Origin of the sequence: Janthinobacterium sp. BJB446 (assembly GCF_002735655.1) — a bacterium.
GTDB classification, from domain to species: Bacteria; Pseudomonadota; Gammaproteobacteria; order Burkholderiales; family Burkholderiaceae_D; genus Janthinobacterium; species Janthinobacterium lividum.
The window spans coordinates 106,820-128,592 of sequence record NZ_PDZK01000007.1; the positions used below are offsets into that span (position 1 = coordinate 106,820).

Consider the following 21,773-nt stretch of genomic DNA (forward strand, 5'->3'; position numbering starts at 1 on the left):
AAAGATATTACTGTTGGAAATTTCGGACACTATTTGCATTTCACTCAGGCGACAACCCTGTCTTGCTGTTGTCGCCCTGTGACTCCATTATTGGCATGTGAACGTCAGTTTAAACGGATAGCTGGTAGTTAGTAAATGCGGCGTGGTGATATTGACATTGAATGTCGCCACCCCGGGAGTACATGGCACGCCCGACGGGCTGCTGATGGTGACGAGATGACTCGTGCCCTGATACAGGGGCGGCGCACTGGCAGTTGAGGGGAAGGTCTTTTGCACGGTCGATGGCGAGACGCCGCCACTGGCCGCGCGCACGATATTGGCCACTTCCACCGTGGTACCGCTGGGCATGGGATTGTTGTTGATGTCATTGATCTGCAAGGTAAACACCTTGGGTACGTTCCAGTTCACGTCGCCCAGGTCGTTGATATCATTTCCCGTCGTCAAAGTCCTGTTGCCGTTCAGGATGGTCATCGCCGGACGGCTGCCACTGATAAAGAAGTTGATTTTGGCAAAGATGGGGGTGGCGCTGCCGTCGCTGGTGCTGGCGCAGATAGTGCCCACGCCAGCGCGGGTGCTGTCACTGCTGCCCAGCGGGCCGTTGCAGACGGTGGCTGGCGTATTCGGCGTCGGCACGCGCGGTTGCTGCGCACGGAAATCCACCGAGCAAGCGCCGTTGACGGAATTGCAGCCGCCCTTGCTTGCGCTGCCCACCACGCCCACGTTGGTCTGGAAGGCAACGGGCGTGCCGTCGGCCACGGGATTGCCAAACTTGTCGCCCATGGCCACCGTCACGGAGGCCGAGGCCGCGCTGCCGTTGGCGTCGACGTCCAAGCCTTCGACATTGCTGTCGCTGATGGATAGCGAAAACGCCTTCTGCACCGGCGTCCCCGTCGAGACCACGATGGAATCGGACAGGGTCGACACGCCCTTGCCGTCGAGCGTGGCACGGATACGGAAAGACAAGGGGGTAGAACGGGAACTGACGCTGGTAGTCACTTCACCATTGGCATCGGTAGTACCCGAAACGGGGTTGAGATCGACTTCCGCATTCGGATCGGCTTTCGAGAACGATACTTTCAAGCCCGGCAAGGGATTATTGAAGGTATCGAAAACACGGAATTTCAAGGTGGCCGTTTCACTGCGCAAGAGGCCGCCCTCACCCTTGATGACGATGGACTTGTCGGCAGGAATGGCCGAATAGAACTGGACCGAGGCCGCCTGTGGCGCAGCGATCGGCAGCACCGCGCTGCGGCTGCCCGAGACGCCGCTGGCAGTGGCGGAGATGATATCGTTGACGCCACAACCGAGATCGCGGTAGACGGCGCGCGCACTGCCGTTGGCCGTTTGCACCACGGGCGCGAAGGTGGCCTTGCCAGCCGTGACACAGGAAGAAGTGAAGTTCACGGCCAGGCTCTGGTCCGTATATTTCACGCTGCCAGACAACACATCCAGCGATACCTGGGTCGAACCATATGCCTCCAGGGACGGCGTTTCAAAGGCAATGTTGCCAAATGTCAGGGTTGTTGCGCCCACGACATAGTTGATGGCACTGGTCGAAGTCGTGCCATTCATGACGACGGCCGCCGTCAGGGTGCCCGCGCCGCCGACTGCCAGGCTGACGGGCCGCAGGATCACGCGCGCCTCGCCCTTGGCATCGCTCAGGGTCGTGCCGGCAGAGGGCGACAGCGTGGCCAGGGCATTATCCGTTGCAAACACCACCAAGGCGTCCGGCAGCGGCTTGCCATCCTGGTCCTTGACGATGGCCACCGCCGTCAAAGGAGCGGAACTCGATAATGCGTTGCTGGCACTGCCCGAGGCAGTCAGCAAGGCAACACCGATGCTGGCCTTCGAGGCCACGCTGGACGAAATCTGATAGTTGGCTTCACCGCTGACGGTGACTGCGGCGGTGGTCACGCTGGCAGTCACTTTGCCCGCGCCGCTGGCCGCGCTACTGGCGGGGCGCATGGTCACGCTGGCAATACCCTTGGCATCGGTCAAGGCGGTAGCTGGTGCCAGCACAGCCAGCGAACTATCCACCGCGAACGTCACCAGGGCATTTGCCACGCCCGCACCATTTTTGTCGAGCACCTGTGCCCGGGCGGTCAAGGGCGCGTTGACGCTGACGGTACTGCTGGCCTGTCCATTCGCATTGAGCAAGCTGACGCTCACTGTCGCCGGTACACCACCCGTCGTGCCGCCACTGCTGCCGCCATCGATGGTGGGATCACCACCACCACCGCCACACGCGGCCAGCAAGGTGCCCAGCGCCAGCAAGACCAGCCAATTCGATACCCGACTCCAATAAGTGTTGCCCCAAGATACATTCCGCATAGTCGCCATCAGTCCGCTTTCGTTTGCATTGTTACTTAAACGTAAAGATGTGACATTAACGTGTTGCTGGCCGATCTGCCACTATTTTCGGCGTAATAAACACCATCAGTTCCGTTTTTTCTTGACTGCGGCCCGTGCTGCGGAAAAAAACACCGAGCACGGGGATGTCGCCCAGCAGCGGCACCTTGCTGTCCGTGCCCCGTTCGGATTGCTGATAGATGCCGCCCAGCACCACCGTGCCGCCGTCTTCCACCATTACCTGCGTGCGCACGTGCTTGGTGTCGATGGCGAAGCCGGAACGGGTTTCCTGGCCCACGCTATCCTTGTTGACATCCACTTCCAGCACCACGTTGCCGTCCGGCGTGATCTGCGGCGTCACTTCCAGGCGCAGGTTCGCCTTGCGGAACGTGATCGACGTGGCGCCACTGCTGGTGGCTACCTGGTACGGCAGTTCGATGCCTTGCTCGATCAGCGCCAGCACCTTGTCGGCCGTCACCACGCGGGGGCTGGAAATGATCTTGCCCCTGCCGTCCGCTTCCAGCGCGGACAGTTCCAGGTTCAGGAAGCGATTGGCGGCCGCCGAAAACAGGCTCAGGGCGAAGCTGGCCGGCTGCAAGCCATTGATGCTGGCGGCTGGCAAGTTGACGAATTGCGTGTTCGGCACGAAGGCGCCGCTACCTGCCACCGTTTGCCCCGTCGCCTCGCCCACGCCCTGGTAGCTGCCGCCGATGGCCGCGCGGCGCCCGCTGCCGCCCAGGGAAAAACCGGGCAGCTGGCCCGCCGCCAGGCGCTGGTCCGTAAAACCCAGGCGCGCGCCCAGGTTGCGGCTGAAACTGTCGTTCGCCTCGACGATGCGCGCCTCGATCATTACTTGCCGTGTTGCAATATCTGTCTTGGCGATCAGTTGACGGATCTGCTCCAGGCGCGCCGGCACGTCGGTGACGAACAGCTGATTCGTGCGCGGTTCGATCAGCACGCTGCCACGGCGCGACAGCAGCCGGCTGCGCCCTTCCCCCGCGTCCAGGCCGAACACGGTGCGGAACGCTTCGGCCTTCTGGTAATTGAGCTGGAAGATGGCCGACTGTAACGGCTCCAGTTCCGCGATCTGCGCGCGCTGTTCCAGTTCCAGTTTTTCGCGCGCCAGCATTTCCTCGCGCGGCGCGATCCACAGCACGCTGCCATTGCGCCGCATATCCAAGCCCTTGGCCTGCAGCAGCACGTCGAGCGCCTGGTCCCACGGCAAGTCACGCAGGCGCAGGGTCACATTGCCCGCCACGCTGTCGCTGGCGATGATGTTTTGGCCCGACGCATCGGCCAGGATATGCAGGGCCGCGCGCACGCCCACGTTCTGGAAGTCGACGGAAATCTTCTCGCCCGCATACAGGCGCGGGGCCGACACGTGCACCACGGCCTCCCGGGCAAACCCGCAGGCATGCAGACACAGCAGGGCGGCCAGGAGCATGCGGTGCGGCCTCATGGCGCCGCCTCGGGCACGCTGGCCTTCGGCCCCGCTCCCGCCACCTGCAAGGCCAGGCTGCCGCGCCGCTCGCGCCAGGGACCATCCGCCTCGCGCAGCAATTCACGGTACTGCACAGTCTGTTCACTGATACCCGTCACCACGCCGTGGTCTTGCCCCAGGTGCTGGCCCACCGCTACCCGGTACACGCGCTGGCCCGCCAGCAGCAGCGCGCTCAGACGCCCGTCCTGCTGCACGCTGCCAACCATGCTGATGGCTGGCAAGGGCACGCTTTCCAGCGCTTCGCGCACGCGGCGCGGGTCGGGCCCAGCCACGCCACCCCGCTGACCGGGCTCGGACGCTGGTGGCAATGCATTAAAAGGATCGGGCAAGGCGGCGGCCGCGTAGGGATGCGGCGCGACAGCGGCAAGCGGACGCCATGCCGGCGCGATGGCCTTGGGTGCCAAAGCCGCTTGTGCCACCCGTTCCCCGACTTCGGGCAAGCGATACGCGTGCAGCACGGCATCGAGGGTCAGCAAGCGATCCTTGCCGAGGGTCAAGGCCAGCCCATGCACCGTGACGATGCGCGGCAGGCGCGCCAGGTCCGCCAGCAGCGCGCCCATGGCGTGATAGCCGCCGCGCAACTGTATGGCGATCGGCAAGGCGACATAGGGCGCTTGCGGCTGGGCCGCACCGGGCTTGAACAGGGAAAATTGCAGCCCGCGCGACTGGCCTGCGGCATTAATCTGCGTCAACAGCAACGCCATCGCCTGCTGGTCGGGCAGTTGCTGTTCCAGCAGGGCCAGTTCGGCGCCGGCCTGGCCCTGCTGTGCGCGCCATTGCGGCAACTGCTTCGCCCTGGCCTGCGCCGACAGATACGCGGCGCGCAAGCGGGCCTGCTCGCCTTGCGCCGCCTGCACGGCAACACTCAGGCCATCCAGCCATGCAAGGTGCAGTACGGCCGCCACCAGCGTACCGGCCAGGGCAGCACAAGCGAGGCGCGCAGGTAGCGGCCACAGCGACGCAGTCTTCAAGCTCAGCATGATCAACCTCCAGGACTAGGTGCCAACGCCAGCCGTACCGTCCATTCCACGGCGCCATCGGCCGCGCCGCGCACTTCCAGTCGCACTTCCACCAATTCCGGCCGGGACCAGGGCGCCGCCTGTTCCAGCGCCAGCAGCAGTGCCGCGACCTTGTCCTGCGACGCAGCCTGCCCCTGCAGACGCACCATCGCCGCTTCCTGGCGCACGCTGTGCAAGGCCACGCCGGCCGGCATCGCCCGGGCCAGCGCGTCCAGCATGCGCACCCAGGCATTGCGTTGTTCTTGCAAACTGGCGATGGCCTGCTGGCGCAGCAGCATTGCCGCCGTCTCGCCCTGCACCCGCTTGCTGGTGGCAAGGACGGCATCGACTTGCTGCATGGCACTGCGCCAGCCCTCCTGGCGACGCAGCTGCGCGTCGAGCTCGTGCCGCTGCCAAGCGCCTGCCGCCAGGGCCAATAGCAATCCCAGCAGCGCGCCGCCCGCCAGTTGCCCCAGCAGCAGCTGAATGCGCCTGCGCCGTGCCGCAGGGCGATACGGCAACAGGTTGATGCGCTCGACTTGCCCCCGGACCGTCATCGGGCGTACCGGTGCAAGGCCAGGCCCCAGGCCAGCTGGTATGCCACGCCACCGTCGGGCAAGGCTTGCCAGCCACCCTGCGCGAGTGCCGCCTGCAAGGCCAGCGCCTCGCTATCCATGACGACGGCCAGCAGGCCCGCCGCCCTGGCCGCATCAAGACGGCGCTGCACGCTGGCGCGCCGCGCCGCCACCAGCAGCACGTCGACCTCCTTGCCTGCCGTGCCGGGCAGCGGCGGCGCGGGGCCGAGAATGAAAAAATCCAGGCTGGCGTCTTCCAGCGCAAACGGCATGTATTGCGCCGCTTCCAGTTCCACGAGGATTTCCAGCTGTTCTTCCGCCAATCCGGCGGGCAAGCGGATCGCATGCGTGATCAGGGCCGTGGCCGGCATGGCCAGCGCCACCCGCGTGCAGGCGCTGCCACTGTCGCGGTGTGCCTGGCGCAGGGCATCGGCCAGGCCCAGCATGTCCTCGACATTACCTTCCAGTATCACGCCGGGCGCCAGCGTGGCGGCGCCGCAATGCCGGCACGACAGCTTTCCCCGCCGGCGCCTCAACTCGACGACGCGCACGGCATCGTCCGCGATGTCGACGCCCAGCAAGCTGGTGCCAAGAAAATTGCTGATGGACATGTTTTTCATAGAGAAACGTCAGCGTGAGAAGGGTTCCTGCCATCCGAAAGCCTAGTCCCGGCAGCGCTGGCTTGTAAACGGATTTCACGCCGGAGTGTGCTGCGCGCGGCGCCTATCTGGCCGGGCCGTGATCTGGCGCAGAATAATTGTTACCAAATCCTGGTTGCCAGCGGGCCAATACACGCTTATATAGAGTATCGGCAAGTTTCGACACTCCCCCCGGCAAGCGCCACAGCGCGCTGCCACCCCGGCAAGCTCGCTTATAATTGGCCGGCATAATTAACCGAAAGACATACGACGCATGACATCTTCAAAATCCGCTGGCCCCGCTGGCTCGAAGCCGCCCACCAAGGGCAGCAAACCCAAACGTTTCCTGCTGATGGCCCTGGCATCGCTGCTGGGCCTGGGCATCGTCGGCGTCTTGCTGGTGGTCTTTGGCCTGGCCATGGCCTATCCGAACCTGCCGGCGCTCGATACCTTGACCGATTACAAGCCAAAGATGCCGCTGCGCGTGTTCACGTCCGACAGCGTGCTGATCGGCGAATTCGGCGAGGAGCGCCGGAACATGGTGCACATCAAGGATATTCCCGATGTCATGAAGAAAGCCGTGCTGGCCATCGAAGATGACCGCTTCTATGAACATGGCGGCGTCGATTACCTGGGCATCACCCGCGCGGCCCTGCACAACCTGACGGGCGGCGCCAAGCAAGGCGCCTCGACCATCACGCAGCAGGTGGCGCGCAATTTCTTCCTGTCCAGCGAACAGACCCTGAAGCGCAAGGCGTATGAAGTCTTGCTGGCCTGGAAGATCGAGAAAAATCTCAGCAAGGACCAGATCCTCGAAGTGTATATGAACCAGATTTATCTGGGACAGCGCGCCTACGGCTTCGCCTCGGCCGCGCAAATCTATTTCGGCAAGAACATCCAGGACCTGACCGTGGCGGAAGCGGCCATGCTGGCCGGCTTGCCGAAAGCGCCCTCGGCCTACAACCCCGTCGTCAATCCGAAACGCGCGCGCATGCGCCAGCAGTACATCCTGCAGCGCATGGCGCAGCTGGGCTACATCACGCCAGAGCAATACACGGAAGCCAAGAATGAAGAGCTGAAAGTGAAAACCGACAGCAGCGCCTTTGGCGTGCACGCGGAATACGTGTCGGAAATGGCGCGCCAGCTGGTCTACGAGCAATTCAAGGAAGACACCTACACGCGCGGCCTGAATGTCTACACCACCATCACCAAGGCAGACCAGGACGCCGCCTATATCGCCTTGCGCAAGGGCGTGATGGATTACGAAAAGCGCCACGGCTACCGCGGCCCGGAAGCGTATATCGAGATTCCGAAAACCAAGGCCGAAGCGGATGACGCGATCGAGACGGAACTGGCCGACCACCCGGACAGCGACGACATCATCGCCGCCATGGTGCTGCAAGCGTCGCCCAAATCGCTGCAGGCAGTCACGTCGGCCGGCGAGGAAATCACGATCACGGGCCCCGGCCTGACCTTCGGCGCGGCCTGGCTGTCGGAAAAAGCGGCGCCGAACCGCCGCATCAAGCGCGGCGCCGTGATCCGCGTCATGCAAGAAGGCAACGCCTGGGTCTTGACGCAAATGCCGGAAGTGCAATCGGCGTTCGTCTCGGCCAGTACCACGGACGGCGCCATTCGCGCCATGGTGGGCGGCTTCGATTACAACCGCAACAAGTTCAACCACGTCACGCAAGCGTGGCGCCAGCCAGGTTCCGCCTTCAAGCCCTTCATCTATTCCGCTTCGCTGGAGCGGGGCCTGTCGCCGGCCACCATCATCAACGATGCGCCGATCTCGTTCGACGCGGGCCAGACGGGCGGCCAGGCGTGGGAACCGAAGAACTACGACAGCAAATACGATGGTCCGATGACCATGCGCAAAGGCTTGATGAAATCGAAGAACATGATTTCCATCCGCATCCTGCACAAGATCGGCGCCAAGTATGGCCAGGAATACGCGACGCGCTTCGGCTTTGATGCGGACAAGAACCCGCCATACCTGACCCTGGCCCTGGGCGCCGGCAACGTGACGCCGCTGCAGATGGCGGGCGCGTATGCCGTGTTCGCCAATGGCGGCTACAAGATCAACCCGTACCTGATCGCCAAGGTGACCGATAGCGACGGCAATGTGTTGTCGCAAGCCAAGCCGGACCTGGCGGGCGAGGAAGCCAACCGGGTCATCGACGAGCGCAACGCCTTCATGATGAACAGCATGCTCAACGACGTCGTGCGCTTCGGCACGGCCAACAAGGCCATGGCCTTGAAGCGTCCCGACCTGGCCGGCAAGACGGGCACGACCAATGATTCGATCGACGCGTGGTTCGCCGGCTACCAGGCCAAGCTGGTGGGCATCGCCTGGATCGGCTACGACCAGCCGCGCAACCTGGGCAACCGGGAAACGGGCGGCGGCCTGGCCTTGCCGATCTGGATCAGCTACATGGCGAAAGCCCTGAAGAGCATCCCCGTCGAGGAACGCGCCGTGCCGGAAGGCCTGATCCACGTGGGCGACGAGTATTACTATGCGGAAAATCCACCGGGCACGGGCGTGGGCAGCCTGGAAGGCGCGGCGCGCGGCACGCCGGAGGAAGAGAAGGCGAAAGAGGCTGTGAAGAACGAGCTATTTTAAACACGTAGGCCGGGCAGGTCGGATTAGCGCGCAAGCGCGTCATCCGACAACATCGTTGGCGCCGGTGGTGGTGTCGGGTTACGGCCTGCGGCCTAACCCGACCTACCCGACACTGGACCACAAAAAATGGGCAGCCCGCAAAGGCTGCCCATTTTTCATGCATCACTTCAAACACTTACTTCAATACAACTGCCGCGCCCGCCTGCTCGCTGGCCATGGCAGACAAAGCCGCAAACAGTTCCGAACTGTCGCGCGTGTTGATCCACTCGTCGCCCACGCGCTTGTAGTGGAAACCGCCGGAACGGGCGGCCACCCACATTTCGCGCATGGGGGCCTGGCTGTTGACGATGATTTTCGTGCCGTTATCGATGAACTCGATTTCCAGCACATTGCCGCTGCGGCTGCATTCGACGTCGAGCACGTCTTCATCGTTCAGCCGGTCCAGCGCCGCCTCGATCTGGGTCAGGGTGGCTTCGGCCAGGGCCAGGAATTCCGATTCGCTCATGCTACACTCCAAAGATCTTAATCAAACCGTGATTCTAATCGTGAAGTCATCCTCAGCGTTTTATATCGGCACCGCCATTGTGGTTTCTAGCGTCCTGGCCGGCTGCGGCCAGCCTGGCCCCCTGTACCTGCCCAAGCCGCCAGCGGCCAAGGGCGCGCCAGCCAAAGGCCCGGTCGAACCGGCGCCCGTGCCGCCGCCACCGGTGATCGTGCCAGCAACCTAAGCCGAGCGTACCGGGGTGGCAGCCTTGGCCGCCCTGGCGCTCTTCTCTCGTTTGCTCCAGGCGAAATACACGCGTATTAACAGCAGTAGCGCGACGATGCTGCCAAACAGGATCGGTTGCGCGAAATTATTCTTGCCCGCCTTCATCCACCAGAAGTGCAAGATGCCCAGCGGCGCGATGACATAGATCAAGCGGTGCAGCCACTGCCAGCGCTTGCCCCCCAGGCGTTTCACCATGCCGTTCGTGCTCGTCACGGCCAGCGGAATCAGCAGCACGAAGGCGATGAAACCCACCGTGATGAACGGACGCTTGAGCACATCCTTCCACATTTCCTGCACATCGAAAAAGTGATCAAACCATAAAAAAGTGGTGAAGTGCAGCGCCGCGTAGAAAAAGGCGAACAGGCCCAGCATGCGCCGCAGCTTGATCAGCCAATTCCATTGCGTGAGGCGCCGCAAGGGCGTGACAGCCAGGCTGATGCACAGGAAATACAGGGTCCAGTCACCCGTGCCGCGCGTGATGAATTCCAGCGGCTCCACCAGTCGCCCCGTGTACGTCAGCCAGACCATGCGCGCGAACGGCAGCAGCGCCAGCAAGAAGATCAGGCTTTTGAATAGCGACAATTGTCTCGGCGTGGGGTTGAAGGCCATGGTCTTTCCTTAAAAGAACTTCTTCAAGTCCATGCCCGCGTACAAGGAAGCGACATCGTTGTAGCCATTGAACATCAGGGTCTTGCGCTTGCGGGTGAGAAAACCGTCTTCGCCGATGCGACGCTCGGAAGCTTGCGACCAGCGCGGATGATCGACGTTCGGATTCACGTTCGAGTAAAAACCATATTCGGACGGCGCCGACAGATTCCAGGAGGTGCGCGGCTGCTCCTTGACGAAACGGATCTTGACGATGGATTTGGCGGATTTGAAACCATATTTCCACGGCAAGACCATGCGCACGGGCGCGCCATTCTGGTTGGGCAAGGTTTCGCCATACATGCCCAGGGTGAGCAGCGCCAGCGGATGATTCGCTTCATCGATGCGCAAGCCTTCCGTATAGGGCCACTGCAGCACGCGGCTGCCCACGCCTGGCATCTGCTTCTTGTCGGCCAGGGTGATGAATTCCACATACTTCGCATTGCCCGTCGGTTCGACCTTCTTGATGATTTCCGAGAAGGAATAACCGACCCACGGGATGACCATCGACCAGCCTTCCACGCAGCGCAAGCGGTACACGCGCTCTTCCAGCGGCGCCAGCTTCAGCAGCGCGTCGAGGTCCAGGGTCATGGGCTTCTTGACTTCGCCCTCGATGCTGACGGTCCAGGGCCGCGTGCGCAAGGTGCCCGCGTTTTGCGCCGGGTCGCTCTTGTCCGTGCCGAATTCGTAGAAATTGTTGTAGCTGGTGGCGTCTTTATACGCCGTCTGCTTTTCCAGCGCCGAATAGGCAGGATTGAGCTTGGCGGCCAGCTTGGGATTGGTGCCTTGCGCGAAGGCTTCGCGGCTGGCCATTTCCAGCAAGGCCGCGCTGGACACGGAGCCCAGGGCGATTTGCTTGATGAAGCTGCGGCGCGATTCAAACACGGCACGCGGCGTGATTTCGGAAGAATACGGCAACTCAATGCCGTTGGGACTGCGCTTGATCAACATGGCGGCTCCGGGAAAAGGTGATTGTTTGTACCTTACACCAGTTTTCCCGGACCGTTCATGACGCTTCTGTCATGCAAAAAACAATTAAAGCTTGCCGTAAGAATGTAATCCAGAAAGGAACATATTCACGCCCAAAAACGCGAAGGTCGTCACCAGCAAGCCCACCAGCGCCCACCACGAGGCAACGCGGCCGCGCAAGCCCGTCATCAGGCGCATGTGCAGCCAGGCTGCATAGTTGAGCCAGACGATCAGCGCCCACGTTTCTTTCGGGTCCCACGACCAGTAGCCGCCCCATGCTTCGGCCGCCCACAAGGCGCCCAGGATGGTCGCTACCGTGAAGAAAGCGAAGCCGACGGAAATAGCCTTGTACATGACGTCGTCGAGCACTTCCAGCGACGGCAGGCGGTCGACCAGATAGCCGCTCGATTTGAGCAGGTAGGCCGCCGCCACCATGGCCGACAGGGCGAAGGTGCCGTAGCCGATGAAGTTGGCCGGCACGTGGATCTTCATCCACCAGCTTTGCAGGGCCGGCACCAGCGGCTGGATCTCGGCCGCGTCGCGCGTGACCGTGTACCACATCAGGAACACGACGGCCGCGGAAATGACCAGCATGACGAAGGCGCCCAGCTGGCGCGTCGCGTAATGCTGCTCGTAGTACAGGTAGAACATGGCCGTGATCAGGGAAAACAGGATGAACACTTCATACAGGTTCGACACGGGAATATGGCCCACGTCGGCACCGATCAGGTAAGACTCGTACCAGCGCACCAGCATGCCCGTCAGGCCCAGCACGACGCCGGCCCAGCACAGCAGGGAGCCGACGGACGAGCCGAATTCCGAGCGCGCCACCAGGCCGATCCAGTAGAACAGGGTCGACAACACGAACAGGGTGCCCATCCACAAGATGGCGGATTGGCTCGACAAGATATATTTCAGGAAGAATTTCTGGTTCGCCATCTCCAGGTGACCAGCGTACAGCTCGATGGCGAACAGCGACAGCACGGCCGCCACAGGGATCAGCCAGCGCACGGGCTTCCAGTACCAGCCCAGCCACGCGAACGTGGGCGCCGCGGCCAGCAAGATGGCTTTTTCATAGATATCCATGAAGGCGCCAAAGCGCACCAGGCCGAACAGGGATGCGGCCAGCAAGCCGGCGCCATACAGCCAATCGATCAGGCTCAGGCGCTTGAAAAATCCTGGTTCCTGCGTATATATTTGCTTGTTTGCCAATTCCATCATTTTCTCCATTGCAGGCGACGCGCAAGCGTCCCAGACACAGCGCAGCTTACGCCGATTGCGGCAGCTTTGCCTTCAAGTTCTCAAATTCTTTTTCAAAATCCAGCGTCTTGCGTTGCGTGCTCATGGCCATCAAGGCATCGCTGCCGCCCTCGCCATCCTTGATCCACACCCACAGGCGGCGCTCGCGGATATAAAACATGGAAAACACGCCGATCACGAGGAACAGGCAGCCGAGGTAGACCACGCTCTTGCCCGGCGAACGCGTCACCTGCAGCACGGACGCCTTGATTTCCGTGAAGTCGTCGAGTTGCAGATACACGGGCGCGCCATAGAAGAAGCTGTCGGACAGCGCATTCGTGGCCAGTTGCAGGAAGCGGCCATGCTTGTCATCGGCCTCGATGGCTTTCAAGCCATCCTGGGCGCGCGCCGACTGCCACAAGTCCCACAGGCTGCCATTCAGTATCTTCATGAAGATATCGGCCGCTTTTTCTTGCTCGGCGGCAGGAATTTTCTCCAGGAAACGCGAAATGGCGAGGAAGCCGCCCTCTTGCCCATTGCCGGCAAAGATGCCCAGGCTTTTCGCCGCCGATTCCTGCAACTGGCCGCGCAAGGCTTCCGCACCCGGTTGCGGCATGGCGCGCGCCGCATAGCGCGTGGCGGCCTGCTGGCGCAGCGCGGGATCTTGCAGCGCGGCACGCAAGCGCATCCATTCGTTCACGCTGTAATTATCATCGGCGGGAATGCGCAGATAGCTGAACGGGTCGCTGGGGTTGACGCGCATGCCGGCCAGGAACACCGTCGTGCCATCCACGGTGACGGGCTGCATGTAGTTCTGGTACTCGCGCGCCTGGCCCGTCTTGTCGCGCAATTTGTATTGCACCGAAGGACCGACGTTCTTGAGATCCTTGTTGTTCGCGTTTTTCGCGGCCGAGCCGAGGCGTTTATCGAGGCCGACGGCAAATTTATCGTTGAAGCTTTCCGCCTTGCTGACGGCCCGCACGTCCTGGCCGGCGCTGAGGTTTTCCACGTTGAACGGGCGGAAACCCGACCATTCCACCGTGTAGGAATTGCCGTCGCTGCGCTCGAGCGGCGTGCTGCCGCCCACTTCGCCGCCGATATCGAAGCGTTTCGTCGTCTTGCCCGTCATGGGAAAGCCCGTCAACTTGAGCTTGCTGCCGCCATCTTCAAAGCTGGACTGGTACAGGGCCAGGCCCTTGTACAGCAGCGGCTGGTTGACTTTGATGGTTGCAGGGAAACTTTCCCCTGTTTCATGATCCGTCACCACGACATCGCTGGCAAACAGCTTGGGCATGCCCGTGCTGTAGAAATCGATGTGGAATTTTTTCAGCAGGATGGTGATGGGCAAATCCTGGATCAGCACGCCATCGGCCTGGGGAATGATGGCCGTGTTGCTCGACGCGCCTTCCGGGATCATGGTATTGCCGCGGAAAGTGGGGTTCGACAGGCTCAGGCGGTGCTGGGCGGGAATGTCGGCGATCACGCCGCTGCCGGAAAACGGCGTCTTGCCAAAGAACCATTGCTGTACGCGGATCGGCATTTCCGAATCGAGCAAGCCGCCCACGCAGATGATGACGATGGCGCCGTGGGCAAAGATATAGCCCCATTTATTGGCCGCGCCCCGCTTGGCAGCGACCAGGGTGGCGTTGTCCTTCTCGACCACCTTGGCCGCATAGCCGGCGTCTTTCAGGCGCATCACCATCTGCTGCGCCAGCACGGTGCGCGGCAGCGGCGCCTGCCATTCCGCCTTGTGATGGAAATTGCGCAGGGATTGTTCGCGCACATTGTCACGCCAGCTGCGCATATCCTTGAGCATCTTCGGTGCATTGCGCACGATGCACAGCGAAGTCGAGGCGACGAGGAAACCCATGATAACCAGGAACCACCAGGCCGAATACACGGAGTACAGGCTCAGCTTGTCGAAGACGGCGAACCAGAACGGGCCGAACTGGTTCACATAATTGGGCATGGGCTCATTTTGCTTGAGCACGGTGCCGATGATGGACGCGACGGCGATCAGGGTCAGCAGGCTGATGGCAAAGCGCATCGACGAGACCAGCTCGACGAATTCAGCCAGGCTGCGGCGTTGGGTCTTTAACTCGATTCCGGTCGTGCCTGTGCTCATACGTTGATACTCATACGGGATATGCAATCTTCAAGAAAATTTAGGCATGGAGCAGATAGTTTCTCCGCGCAAGGCGGCAGCATACTCCTGTTTGGCCCCTGCCATAAAAAAGGGCAGCCTGTCGAGACGGCCGCCCTGGTTCATGCGCGCTGGTGCGCCTGGCAATCTCTTGCCACTATGAAAACTTACTTCAGGCCGGCGATGTAATCGGCAACGGCGGCGATCTCGTCATCCGACATGCGGGCGGCGATGGTGTGCATTTGCGCGCTGTTCTTGCGGGCATCAGCCTTGGTGCTGCGGAACATGGCCAGCTGGGCCACCGTGTAGTCCTGGTGCTGGCCGGCGATGCGCGGATACTGGACGGGAATGCCATTGCCCGTCGCGCCATGACAGCTGGCGCAGGCGGCAACTTGCTTGGAAGCAATGCCACCACGGTAGATTTTCTTGCCCAGGTCGATCGTGTCCTTGTTTTTCGCGGCGCCCGGCTTGGACAACTGCGCGCCCAGGTAGGCGGCGATATTCTTCTTGTCGGCGTCGCTGAGCATCTTCGCGTACGTCGTCATGACGGGCTGGTTGCGCTCCGGTGTGGTGAAGTCGACCAGTTGCTTGTAGATATAGCTTTCGTGCTGGCCGGCCAGCTTCGGATTGACCGTGATGGTCGAATTGCCGGCCGCGCCATGGCAGGAGACGCAGGCAGGCAGGCCGCGTGCCGCATCGCCATCGGCGTACAGGGTAGCGCCCTTGGCCGCGTCGACCTTGACGGCCGGTTTCGCTGCTTCGACCGCAGAGGCAGTTGCCGATACAGCCAGCAAAGCGAGCAGCATGGATTTGATAAACGGTGAAAACGCACGATTCATTCAGGCACCCTGAGACAGTGAGAAATTAGTGGTGGACATTGCCGCGCCCTGTGGATTTTTGCTTTATTTTCAGGGCCGCAAGCCGCATCGCTGCTACGCCGGCAACAATAAACAACCCCTTATTGTACAATAGCTTCTTGGCGTTATCGCTCCCTTATCGCTCCCTTTTGTTGCTTTACTACTCCCATGTCAAAACTCTGGCAAGCCCGCTTCTTTACGACCGTCAACCAATTGCGTGACCTGCCCGATACCACGGTGCCGGAAATCGCCTTTGCCGGCCGCTCCAATGCCGGTAAATCGACCGCCATCAACATCTTGTGTAATCAGAAAGGCTTGGCGTTCGCCTCCAAGACACCTGGCCGTACCCAGCATATCAACTACTTCTCCATCGGCGGCGCCCACGTGGCGCAGCACCGCAAGGATGCCACCATCGTTGAAGAGATCGAATGCCTGCTGGTCGACTTGCCGGGCTACGGCTATGCGGAAGTCTCGGGCTCGGCCAAATTGCACTGGCAGCGCCTGCTGGGCGACTATGTGCAGCGCCGCGAGCAATTGGCCGGCTTGATCCTGATCATGGATTCGCGCCGCCCATTCACCGACCTGGACATCCAGATGCTGGAATGGTTCGCCCCGACGGGTAAACCGATCCACTGCATCCTGACGAAAGTCGATAAGCTGAACCGCAATGAATCCGTGAATGCCTTGCGCCAGGCGAAAGCCAAGCTCGACAGCTACGTGGATGAAGACGGCGTCGGTTTCCCGTTCACCGTGCAACTGTTCTCGGCCCTGAAGCGCGTCGGCATCGACGAAGCCAACGACAAGATTATGGAACTGGCCGGCATCAGCGAAGATGGCGCGGCCCAGATGGTCGAATTGATCGACATGGAAGACGATGTCGAGCCGGAAGCAGGAACCGACAAATCGGCTTGATCGAGATCAACGCTGCGTAAAAAAAGGCTGCCCGTTCACACGGTGCAGCCTTTTTTATTGCCAGTTTTACGAGCGCCTAGCGCCGTCCCGGCCCTGGCCGTTTCTCGGAAAAGAATTCCTGGCGCAGGAAGGCCATCAGCTCGGCCGTGTCTTCCACGCGGGCGCTGAGGTTGACGTTGCGCCCCAGGCGGCGCGATTCCCAGACGAAGTCGCCGGGCTTTTCGGCACGGATCAGCTGGATCATCTTCTTCAAGATGGCCGTTTCGATATCGGGCTCATTGCCCAGCTCGACTTTTTCCTGCTTCAGCCAGTTGCGCTTGAAGTTGCCGTTCCAGCCCTTGAACTTGACTTCGGCACTGAACGAAGTCTGGTTGACGATGGAAAACACGCCGCCCGAATCCTCGCGGTCGCTGCCGGAATTGCGTCCCTGGGCGCCGGCGATATTCGCCTTGGCCACGCGCATGGCGCGGTCGTTTTCGCTTTCCTCGGCCGGCGGCGCGGGGTTTTGCGCCTCGCGCTGCTTGCGGCGCTGCTCGATCATCGAACTCATGTCTTCAGCCGGCGGCGGCGGCAACGGCACCTTCGACACCAGCGGCGGCGTGAATGTTTCCAGTTTTGGCTTGTCGCGCGGCACGTCTTTTGTGACCACGCGCTTGCTCGGCGCCGGTGGCGGTTTGACCTTGGCCACTTTCGTGTCCTTCGGTTTCGGCGTGGGTTTCGGTTGCGGCTTCGGCTGCGGCTTGTCTTTCAGCTGCGCAATATAGACCATCGCGCTTTCCTTCTTCGGCGGCGGGATCTTTTCGATCGTATCGCTGCGAAACAATGCATACGCCGCCAGCAGCACGTGCAGCAAGACGGACACGCCGAGCGCCACCTTGCGCATGGTGCTGGTCGTGGACCCGTAGGCCGGTGGTGGCTGGATCACTTGCCCGCAGGTGGGGCAAACATCGGAATCGGCAGCCATCAAATGGGTCGTGTCATGCAAAATGAATCGTGCTTTCTGTGTAGCGACAAAAGTAATCTGACAGGGCAGCCATAGTGCCAGAGTCCCTTGCTTTTGGGAACACTTCCTCGGCATATCCAACCCGAAGCGTACAGGATAGCGACATTCCTTGCAGCGGTAACCAGAGTACCCGAGCCATCGCTTGACGGTTGTTACCGTATGTATCACGGCCCATACAAAACCGGCGCCGCATTCACTGAGGAACGGGGCGCCGGTGCTGGCCGTGTGGCGGCTCAGGCTTTGTTGTCGAGCGCCACCAATTGCTCGTCCGTCAACGGTCCCGTGCCGCTGTACTTGTCCAGGAACAAATAGATCACGGGGGTGATGAACAGGGTGATCACTTGCGAAAAGAGCAAGCCGCCGACCACGGCCAGGCCCAGCGGCTGGCGCAGCTCGGCGCCGGCGCCCAGGCCCAGGGCGATCGGCAAGGCGCCCATCAAGGCCGCCGCCGACGTCATCATGATGGGGCGGAAACGCAGGATGCACGCCTGGCGGATGGCCTCCGCCGGCGCCAGCCCGTCGTTGCGCTGCGCATGCAGGGCGAAGTCGATCATCATGATGGCGTTTTTCTTGACGATGCCGATCAGCATCAAAATGCCGATGATGGCGATCATGGTCAGGTCCATGCCGAATAGGCGCAGGGTCAGCAGCGCTCCCACGGCCGCCGATGGCAAGCCGGCCAGGATGGTCAGCGGGTGGATATAGCTTTCATACAGCACGCCGAGCAAGACATAGATCACGGCCAGCGCGGCAATGATGAGGATGATCTGGCTGGACTGCGAGCTCTGGAACACGGCCGCGTCGCCGCCGTAGCGCGTGATGATGGAGGCCGGCAAGCTCATGTCCTTGGCCATCGCATCGATCTTGCCTGTGGCAATGCCCAGCGGCACGTCCGGCGCCAGGTTGAAGGCAATGGTGACGGCCTGCAACTGCCCCTGGTGATTCACGGAAGTGGGGCCAATCGTGCGTTCCACGTAGGCAATACTCGACAGTTTCACCAGTTCGCCCGTCTTGCTGCGCACGGACACGCGCGTGAGCGCATCGTCATACTGGCGGTCTGCCGTGGCCGCTTCCAGGATCACGTAGTAGCTGGCTGCCGACGAATAGATGGTCGACACTTGCCGCTCGCCAAAGGCGCTGTACAGGGCCGTGCGGATGTCGGACATTTGCACGCCCAGCAGGTTGGCCTTGTCGCGGTCGATCCTGAGCGATGCCTGCAAGCCCTTGATCTGCGAATCGCTGGTGACGTCGCGGAAGGCGGGATCCGTGCGCATGCCGGCAATAAACTTTTCCGCCCAGTCATTCAAGGCGTCGGGACTGACGCTTTGCAAGGTGTACTGGTAGCGGCTCTTGCTCTGGCGCCCGCCCAGCTGCAAGTTTTGCACGGGCCGGAAATACACGGCCATGCCTGGCACGGTGCCCGCAGCGCGGCGCAGGTTTTCCAGCACCACCGGCATTTTCGGCCGCTCGCTACGCGGTTTCAAGACCATGAACATGCGGCCCGTGTTGCCGCCGCCGACGAACGACGTCACGTCCTGCACGCTGGGGTCCGCCTTGAGCACGGCCGCCACGCGGGCTTGCAAGTCTTGCAGTGCCGCCGAGGAAATATCTTCCGACGCTTCCGTATTCACCTGGATCTGGCCCAGGTCTTCTTCCGGGAAGAAACCTTTCGGTATCGTCGCGTACAGCAGCACCGTCAGCGCAAAGGTACACACGGCAACGAACAGCACCACGTTGCGGTGCGCCAGGGCCTTGTCGAGCAGATGCACATAACCGTTGCGCAATTTTGTGAAACCCGCTTCGAAATGGCGGCCGATAAAGGTTTTTTCGCCATGGCTGGGGTCGCTGTCATTGTGCTCGCGCGAATCGGCCGGCAGGAAGCGGCTGGCCAGCATCGGCACCAGGGTCAGCGACACGACGGCCGACACCAGCACGGCCAGCGAGACGACAACGGCGAATTCATGGAACAGCAAGCCGATCACGCCCGGCATGAAGAAGATGGGGATGAACACGGCCACCAGCGAGACGGAGATCGAGATGATGGTAAAGCCCATCTCTTTCGCCCCTTCCAGCGCCGCGCGTATGGGTTTCTTGCCCATCTCGATATGCCGCACGATGTTTTCCAGCACCACGATGGCATCGTCGACGACGAGGCCCACGGCCAGGGTAATGCCCAGCAGGGAGACGTTGTCGAGGCTGTAGCCGAGCCAGTACAGCAGGGCCAGCGCGCCGAGCAGGGAAATCGGCATGGTGACGGCAGGAATGAAGGTGGCCGCCGCGCGGTGCAGGAACAGGAAGATCACCAGCACCACCAGCACCACCGTCAGGGCCAAGGTCAGATTCACGTCGTGGATGGCTTCGCGGATCGACAGCGAACGGTCGTTGACCAGGCTGATCTGTATCGACTGCGGCAATTGCTCCTTGAAGCCCGGCAGCAAACGGCGCACGCCATCGACCACTTGCACGGTGTTGGCGTCCGGTTGGCGCTGCACCATCAGGCTGATCGAGCGCTCGCCATTGAAACTGCCGACGGCCTTGATCGATTGAAAGCTGTCTTCCACCTCGGCCACGTCTTTCAGGCGCACGGGCTGGCCGTTGCGGCTGGCGACGATCAGTTCGGCAAAATCGGCCGCTTTCATCATTTGCGGGTTGCCCTGGATGGTCAGGGTCTGGCTCGGGCCGTCAAGAATGCCCAGCGGGGAATTCGTGTTCGAGGTGCGCAAGGCGGTGGCCAATTCGTCCATCGTCAGGTTGCGCGCATTCATCAGGTCGGCACGGGCGCGCACACGCACGGCAAAGCGCTTCTGGCCATTGACGATGACCTGGGCCACGCCCGGCAGGGTCGACAGGCTGGGGGCGATCAGGTTTTCCGCGTAATCGTTGAGGTCCGACAAGTTCAGCGATGGCGACGTCATCTGGATGAACAGCACCGGCGCATCGGCGGGATTGACCTTGCGGTAGGACGGCAAGTCCGTCATTTCCGTCGGCAACTGGCGCTGCGCGCGCAGCAGGGCCGCCTGCACGTCGACAGCCGCCTCGTTGACATTGATGCTGGCGTCAAATTCCAGGGTCAGCGAGGTATTGCCCAGCGTACTCGTGGAGGTGATCAGGCTCAGGCCGGAAATCGTGGAAAATTGCTTTTCCAGCGGCAAGGCCACCGACGAGGCCATGGTTTCCGGGCTGGCGCCGGCCAGGTCGGCGCTGACGTTGATGACGGGCGTGTTATAGCTCGGCAAGGCCGCCACGGGAATTTGCAGATAGGCCAGCACGCCGGCCAGGATGATGGAGAGGGACAGCAGCACCACCATGACGGGGCGGCGGATGCTCAGTTCGGACAGGTTCATGCTGGCTTGCCCTGCGGTGCGGCGGCGCCATCGGCAGCCTTGTGTTTTTCCACCAGGCGCACCTTGCTACCTGGACGCAAGTTCTGCTTGCCATCGACGATGACCTTTTCATCGCCCGCCAGGCCGGTAACGACGGCGTTCGGTCCGAATGCATACACGCGCGTCACCTTGCGCATCTTGGCCGTGTTGTCCGCCTCCATCGAATACACGAAGGTGCCGGCGGTACTCGTGATGATGGCGTTTTGCGGGATCACCAGCGCATCCTTGAGGGTGCGCACGGTCAGCTGCGTATTCACGTACTGGCCGGGCCACAAATCGGTGCCGCCATTATTGAAACGGGCCTTGATCCTGATCACGCCCGTGGCGGGATCGACGGCATTGTCGATAAAATTCAGTTTGCCATCGAGCTGCTTGCCGCCCGCATCGGACAGCAGCGCCGTGACAGGCACCTCGCCCGCCTTTTGCGCCGCCAGCAAGCCGGACAGGCTGCTTTCCGGCAAGGTGAACGACACGTCGATCGGGTCGAGCTGGGTGATGCTGGTGAGCGACGTGGTCGGCTGCACCAGGCTGCCCGCGTAGACATTGATGGCACCCACCCTGCCCGCCTGCGGGGCGCGCAGGACGGTGTAGCTGGAGTCGACCTGGGCCGCGCGCAAGGCAGCCTGGTCGGCGGCCAGCAAGGCGCGTGCCGCGTCGAGCTGGCTTTGCAGGGTATCGACGGCGCCCTGGGCGATGAAATTCTTGCTCAGCAAATCCTGGTTGCGCTTGAGCTGGCGCTCGAAGTCCTGCACCGAGGCGCGGTCGCGCAAGACCTGCGCCTGCGCCTTGTCGACATTCGCATGCTCGCTGCGCGCGTCCAGCGTAAACATCAGCTCGCCCTGCTTGACGAACTGGCCTTCGCGGATATGCACCTTGGTGATCGTGCTGGTCGTCTGCGGGTGCAAGTCCACGCTGCTGATGGGCATCACGCTGCCATTGGCTTGCAGCACCATCGGCACATCCTGGCGCACCGGCACGACCACGCTCACGGTCGTCGGCGCCTGTCCGCCCTTGCCCCCTTTGCCATCCTGCCCACTGGTCGCCGCGCCGGACTGATGATTGAAATACCAGATGCCGCCACCGATACACAGGGCCGCACCCACGAGGATTGCCAGACTAGTCTTTTTCATTGTTCTGTCACGCTGTTGCAGCGCAGGGCTGCAGGTTGAATG

At 61.8% G+C, this 21,773-nt stretch carries 16 protein-coding genes and 1 pseudogene; 3 read left to right on the forward strand and 14 right to left on the reverse strand.

Annotated elements, in window-relative coordinates; translation table 11 throughout:
* Window positions 1–87: 87 nt before the first annotated feature.
* From CSQ92_RS26815 to pilM, 5 genes and pseudogenes are all read right to left on the reverse strand, one after another.
* Window positions 88–2,331 (reverse strand): Ig-like domain-containing protein, encoded by a 2,244-nt coding sequence (locus CSQ92_RS26815; protein WP_180277120.1) that lies wholly within the window; start codon window positions 2,329–2,331, stop codon window positions 88–90.
* 55 nt (window positions 2,332–2,386) lie between these two features.
* A pseudogene (locus CSQ92_RS26820) lies at window positions 2,387–3,712 on the reverse strand (type IV pilus secretin PilQ); the annotation flags it as partial.
* Window positions 3,713–3,804: 92 nt separating this feature from the next.
* Entirely contained in the window at window positions 3,805–4,830 is a 1,026-nt protein-coding gene (locus CSQ92_RS26825; protein ID WP_099395864.1) for a pilus assembly protein PilP, read from the reverse strand.
* 2 nt (window positions 4,831–4,832) lie between these two features.
* A complete protein-coding gene (locus tag CSQ92_RS26830; protein WP_099395865.1) occupies window positions 4,833–5,405 on the reverse strand; it encodes a PilN domain-containing protein in 573 nt (190 codons plus the stop codon).
* Window positions 5,402–6,034, reverse strand: coding sequence for a pilus assembly protein PilM (gene pilM / locus CSQ92_RS26835; protein ID WP_176381619.1), 633 nt, complete (start codon window positions 6,032–6,034; stop codon window positions 5,402–5,404). The genes CSQ92_RS26830 and pilM overlap by 4 nt, the downstream gene beginning before the upstream one ends.
* A gap of 301 nt (window positions 6,035–6,335) precedes the next feature.
* Here pilM and CSQ92_RS26840 point away from each other — a divergent pair, with 301 nt between their 5' ends.
* Window positions 6,336–8,681 (forward strand): penicillin-binding protein 1A, encoded by a 2,346-nt coding sequence (locus CSQ92_RS26840; protein ID WP_046681678.1) that lies wholly within the window; start codon window positions 6,336–6,338, stop codon window positions 8,679–8,681.
* Between the two features lie 175 nt (window positions 8,682–8,856).
* On the opposite strand, the gene cyaY is transcribed toward CSQ92_RS26840, so the two are convergent.
* Window positions 8,857–9,186 carry an iron donor protein CyaY gene (gene cyaY, locus CSQ92_RS26845; RefSeq protein ID WP_034778305.1) on the reverse strand — a complete coding sequence of 110 codons (330 nt, stop codon included), beginning with the start codon at window positions 9,184–9,186 and terminating at the stop codon, window positions 8,857–8,859.
* A gap of 40 nt (window positions 9,187–9,226) precedes the next feature.
* Between cyaY and lptM the strand changes: the two genes are divergently transcribed.
* Window positions 9,227–9,409, forward strand: coding sequence for an LPS translocon maturation chaperone LptM (gene lptM, locus CSQ92_RS26850; protein WP_034778304.1), 183 nt, complete (start codon window positions 9,227–9,229; stop codon window positions 9,407–9,409).
* On the opposite strand, the gene CSQ92_RS26855 is transcribed toward lptM, so the two are convergent.
* The 5 genes from CSQ92_RS26855 to CSQ92_RS26875 form a co-directional block, all read right to left on the reverse strand.
* A complete protein-coding gene (locus CSQ92_RS26855; protein WP_099395866.1) occupies window positions 9,406–10,059 on the reverse strand; it encodes a sulfite oxidase heme-binding subunit YedZ in 654 nt (217 codons plus the stop codon). The two genes, lptM and CSQ92_RS26855, sit on opposite strands and share 4 nt — an antisense overlap.
* 9 nt (window positions 10,060–10,068) lie before the next feature.
* Window positions 10,069–11,046 carry a protein-methionine-sulfoxide reductase catalytic subunit MsrP gene (msrP, locus tag CSQ92_RS26860; RefSeq protein WP_034778301.1) on the reverse strand — a complete coding sequence of 326 codons (978 nt, stop codon included), beginning with the start codon at window positions 11,044–11,046 and terminating at the stop codon, window positions 10,069–10,071.
* Window positions 11,047–11,130: 84 nt separating this feature from the next.
* Window positions 11,131–12,282, reverse strand: a complete 1,152-nt coding sequence (ccsB, locus tag CSQ92_RS26865) for a c-type cytochrome biogenesis protein CcsB (protein WP_034778299.1) — start codon at window positions 12,280–12,282, stop codon at window positions 11,131–11,133.
* A gap of 49 nt (window positions 12,283–12,331) precedes the next feature.
* Window positions 12,332–14,428 (reverse strand): cytochrome c biogenesis protein ResB, encoded by a 2,097-nt coding sequence (locus CSQ92_RS26870; RefSeq protein WP_099395867.1) that lies wholly within the window; start codon window positions 14,426–14,428, stop codon window positions 12,332–12,334.
* A gap of 185 nt (window positions 14,429–14,613) precedes the next feature.
* The gene (locus tag CSQ92_RS26875; protein WP_034778295.1) at window positions 14,614–15,285 is read right to left on the reverse strand and encodes a c-type cytochrome; all 672 of its coding nucleotides are present in this window, start codon (window positions 15,283–15,285) and stop codon (window positions 14,614–14,616) included.
* A gap of 186 nt (window positions 15,286–15,471) precedes the next feature.
* Here CSQ92_RS26875 and yihA point away from each other — a divergent pair, with 186 nt between their 5' ends.
* Window positions 15,472–16,215, forward strand: coding sequence for a ribosome biogenesis GTP-binding protein YihA/YsxC (gene yihA, locus CSQ92_RS26880; RefSeq protein ID WP_099395868.1), 744 nt, complete (start codon window positions 15,472–15,474; stop codon window positions 16,213–16,215).
* Between the two features lie 76 nt (window positions 16,216–16,291).
* Here yihA and CSQ92_RS26885 read toward each other — a convergent pair whose 3' ends face one another.
* From CSQ92_RS26885 to CSQ92_RS26895, 3 genes are all read right to left on the reverse strand, one after another.
* On the reverse strand, window positions 16,292–17,179 hold the full coding sequence (locus CSQ92_RS26885; protein WP_257219375.1) for a hypothetical protein: 888 nt from the start codon (window positions 17,177–17,179) through the stop codon (window positions 16,292–16,294).
* Between the two features lie 272 nt (window positions 17,180–17,451).
* Window positions 17,452–20,562 carry an efflux RND transporter permease subunit gene (locus tag CSQ92_RS26890; RefSeq protein ID WP_034778288.1) on the reverse strand — a complete coding sequence of 1,037 codons (3,111 nt, stop codon included), beginning with the start codon at window positions 20,560–20,562 and terminating at the stop codon, window positions 17,452–17,454.
* Complete coding sequence (locus CSQ92_RS26895) at window positions 20,559–21,731, reverse strand: efflux RND transporter periplasmic adaptor subunit (RefSeq protein ID WP_099395869.1); 1,173 nt, start codon at window positions 21,729–21,731, stop codon at window positions 20,559–20,561. The genes CSQ92_RS26890 and CSQ92_RS26895 overlap by 4 nt, the downstream gene beginning before the upstream one ends.
* Window positions 21,732–21,773 lie beyond the last annotated feature (42 nt).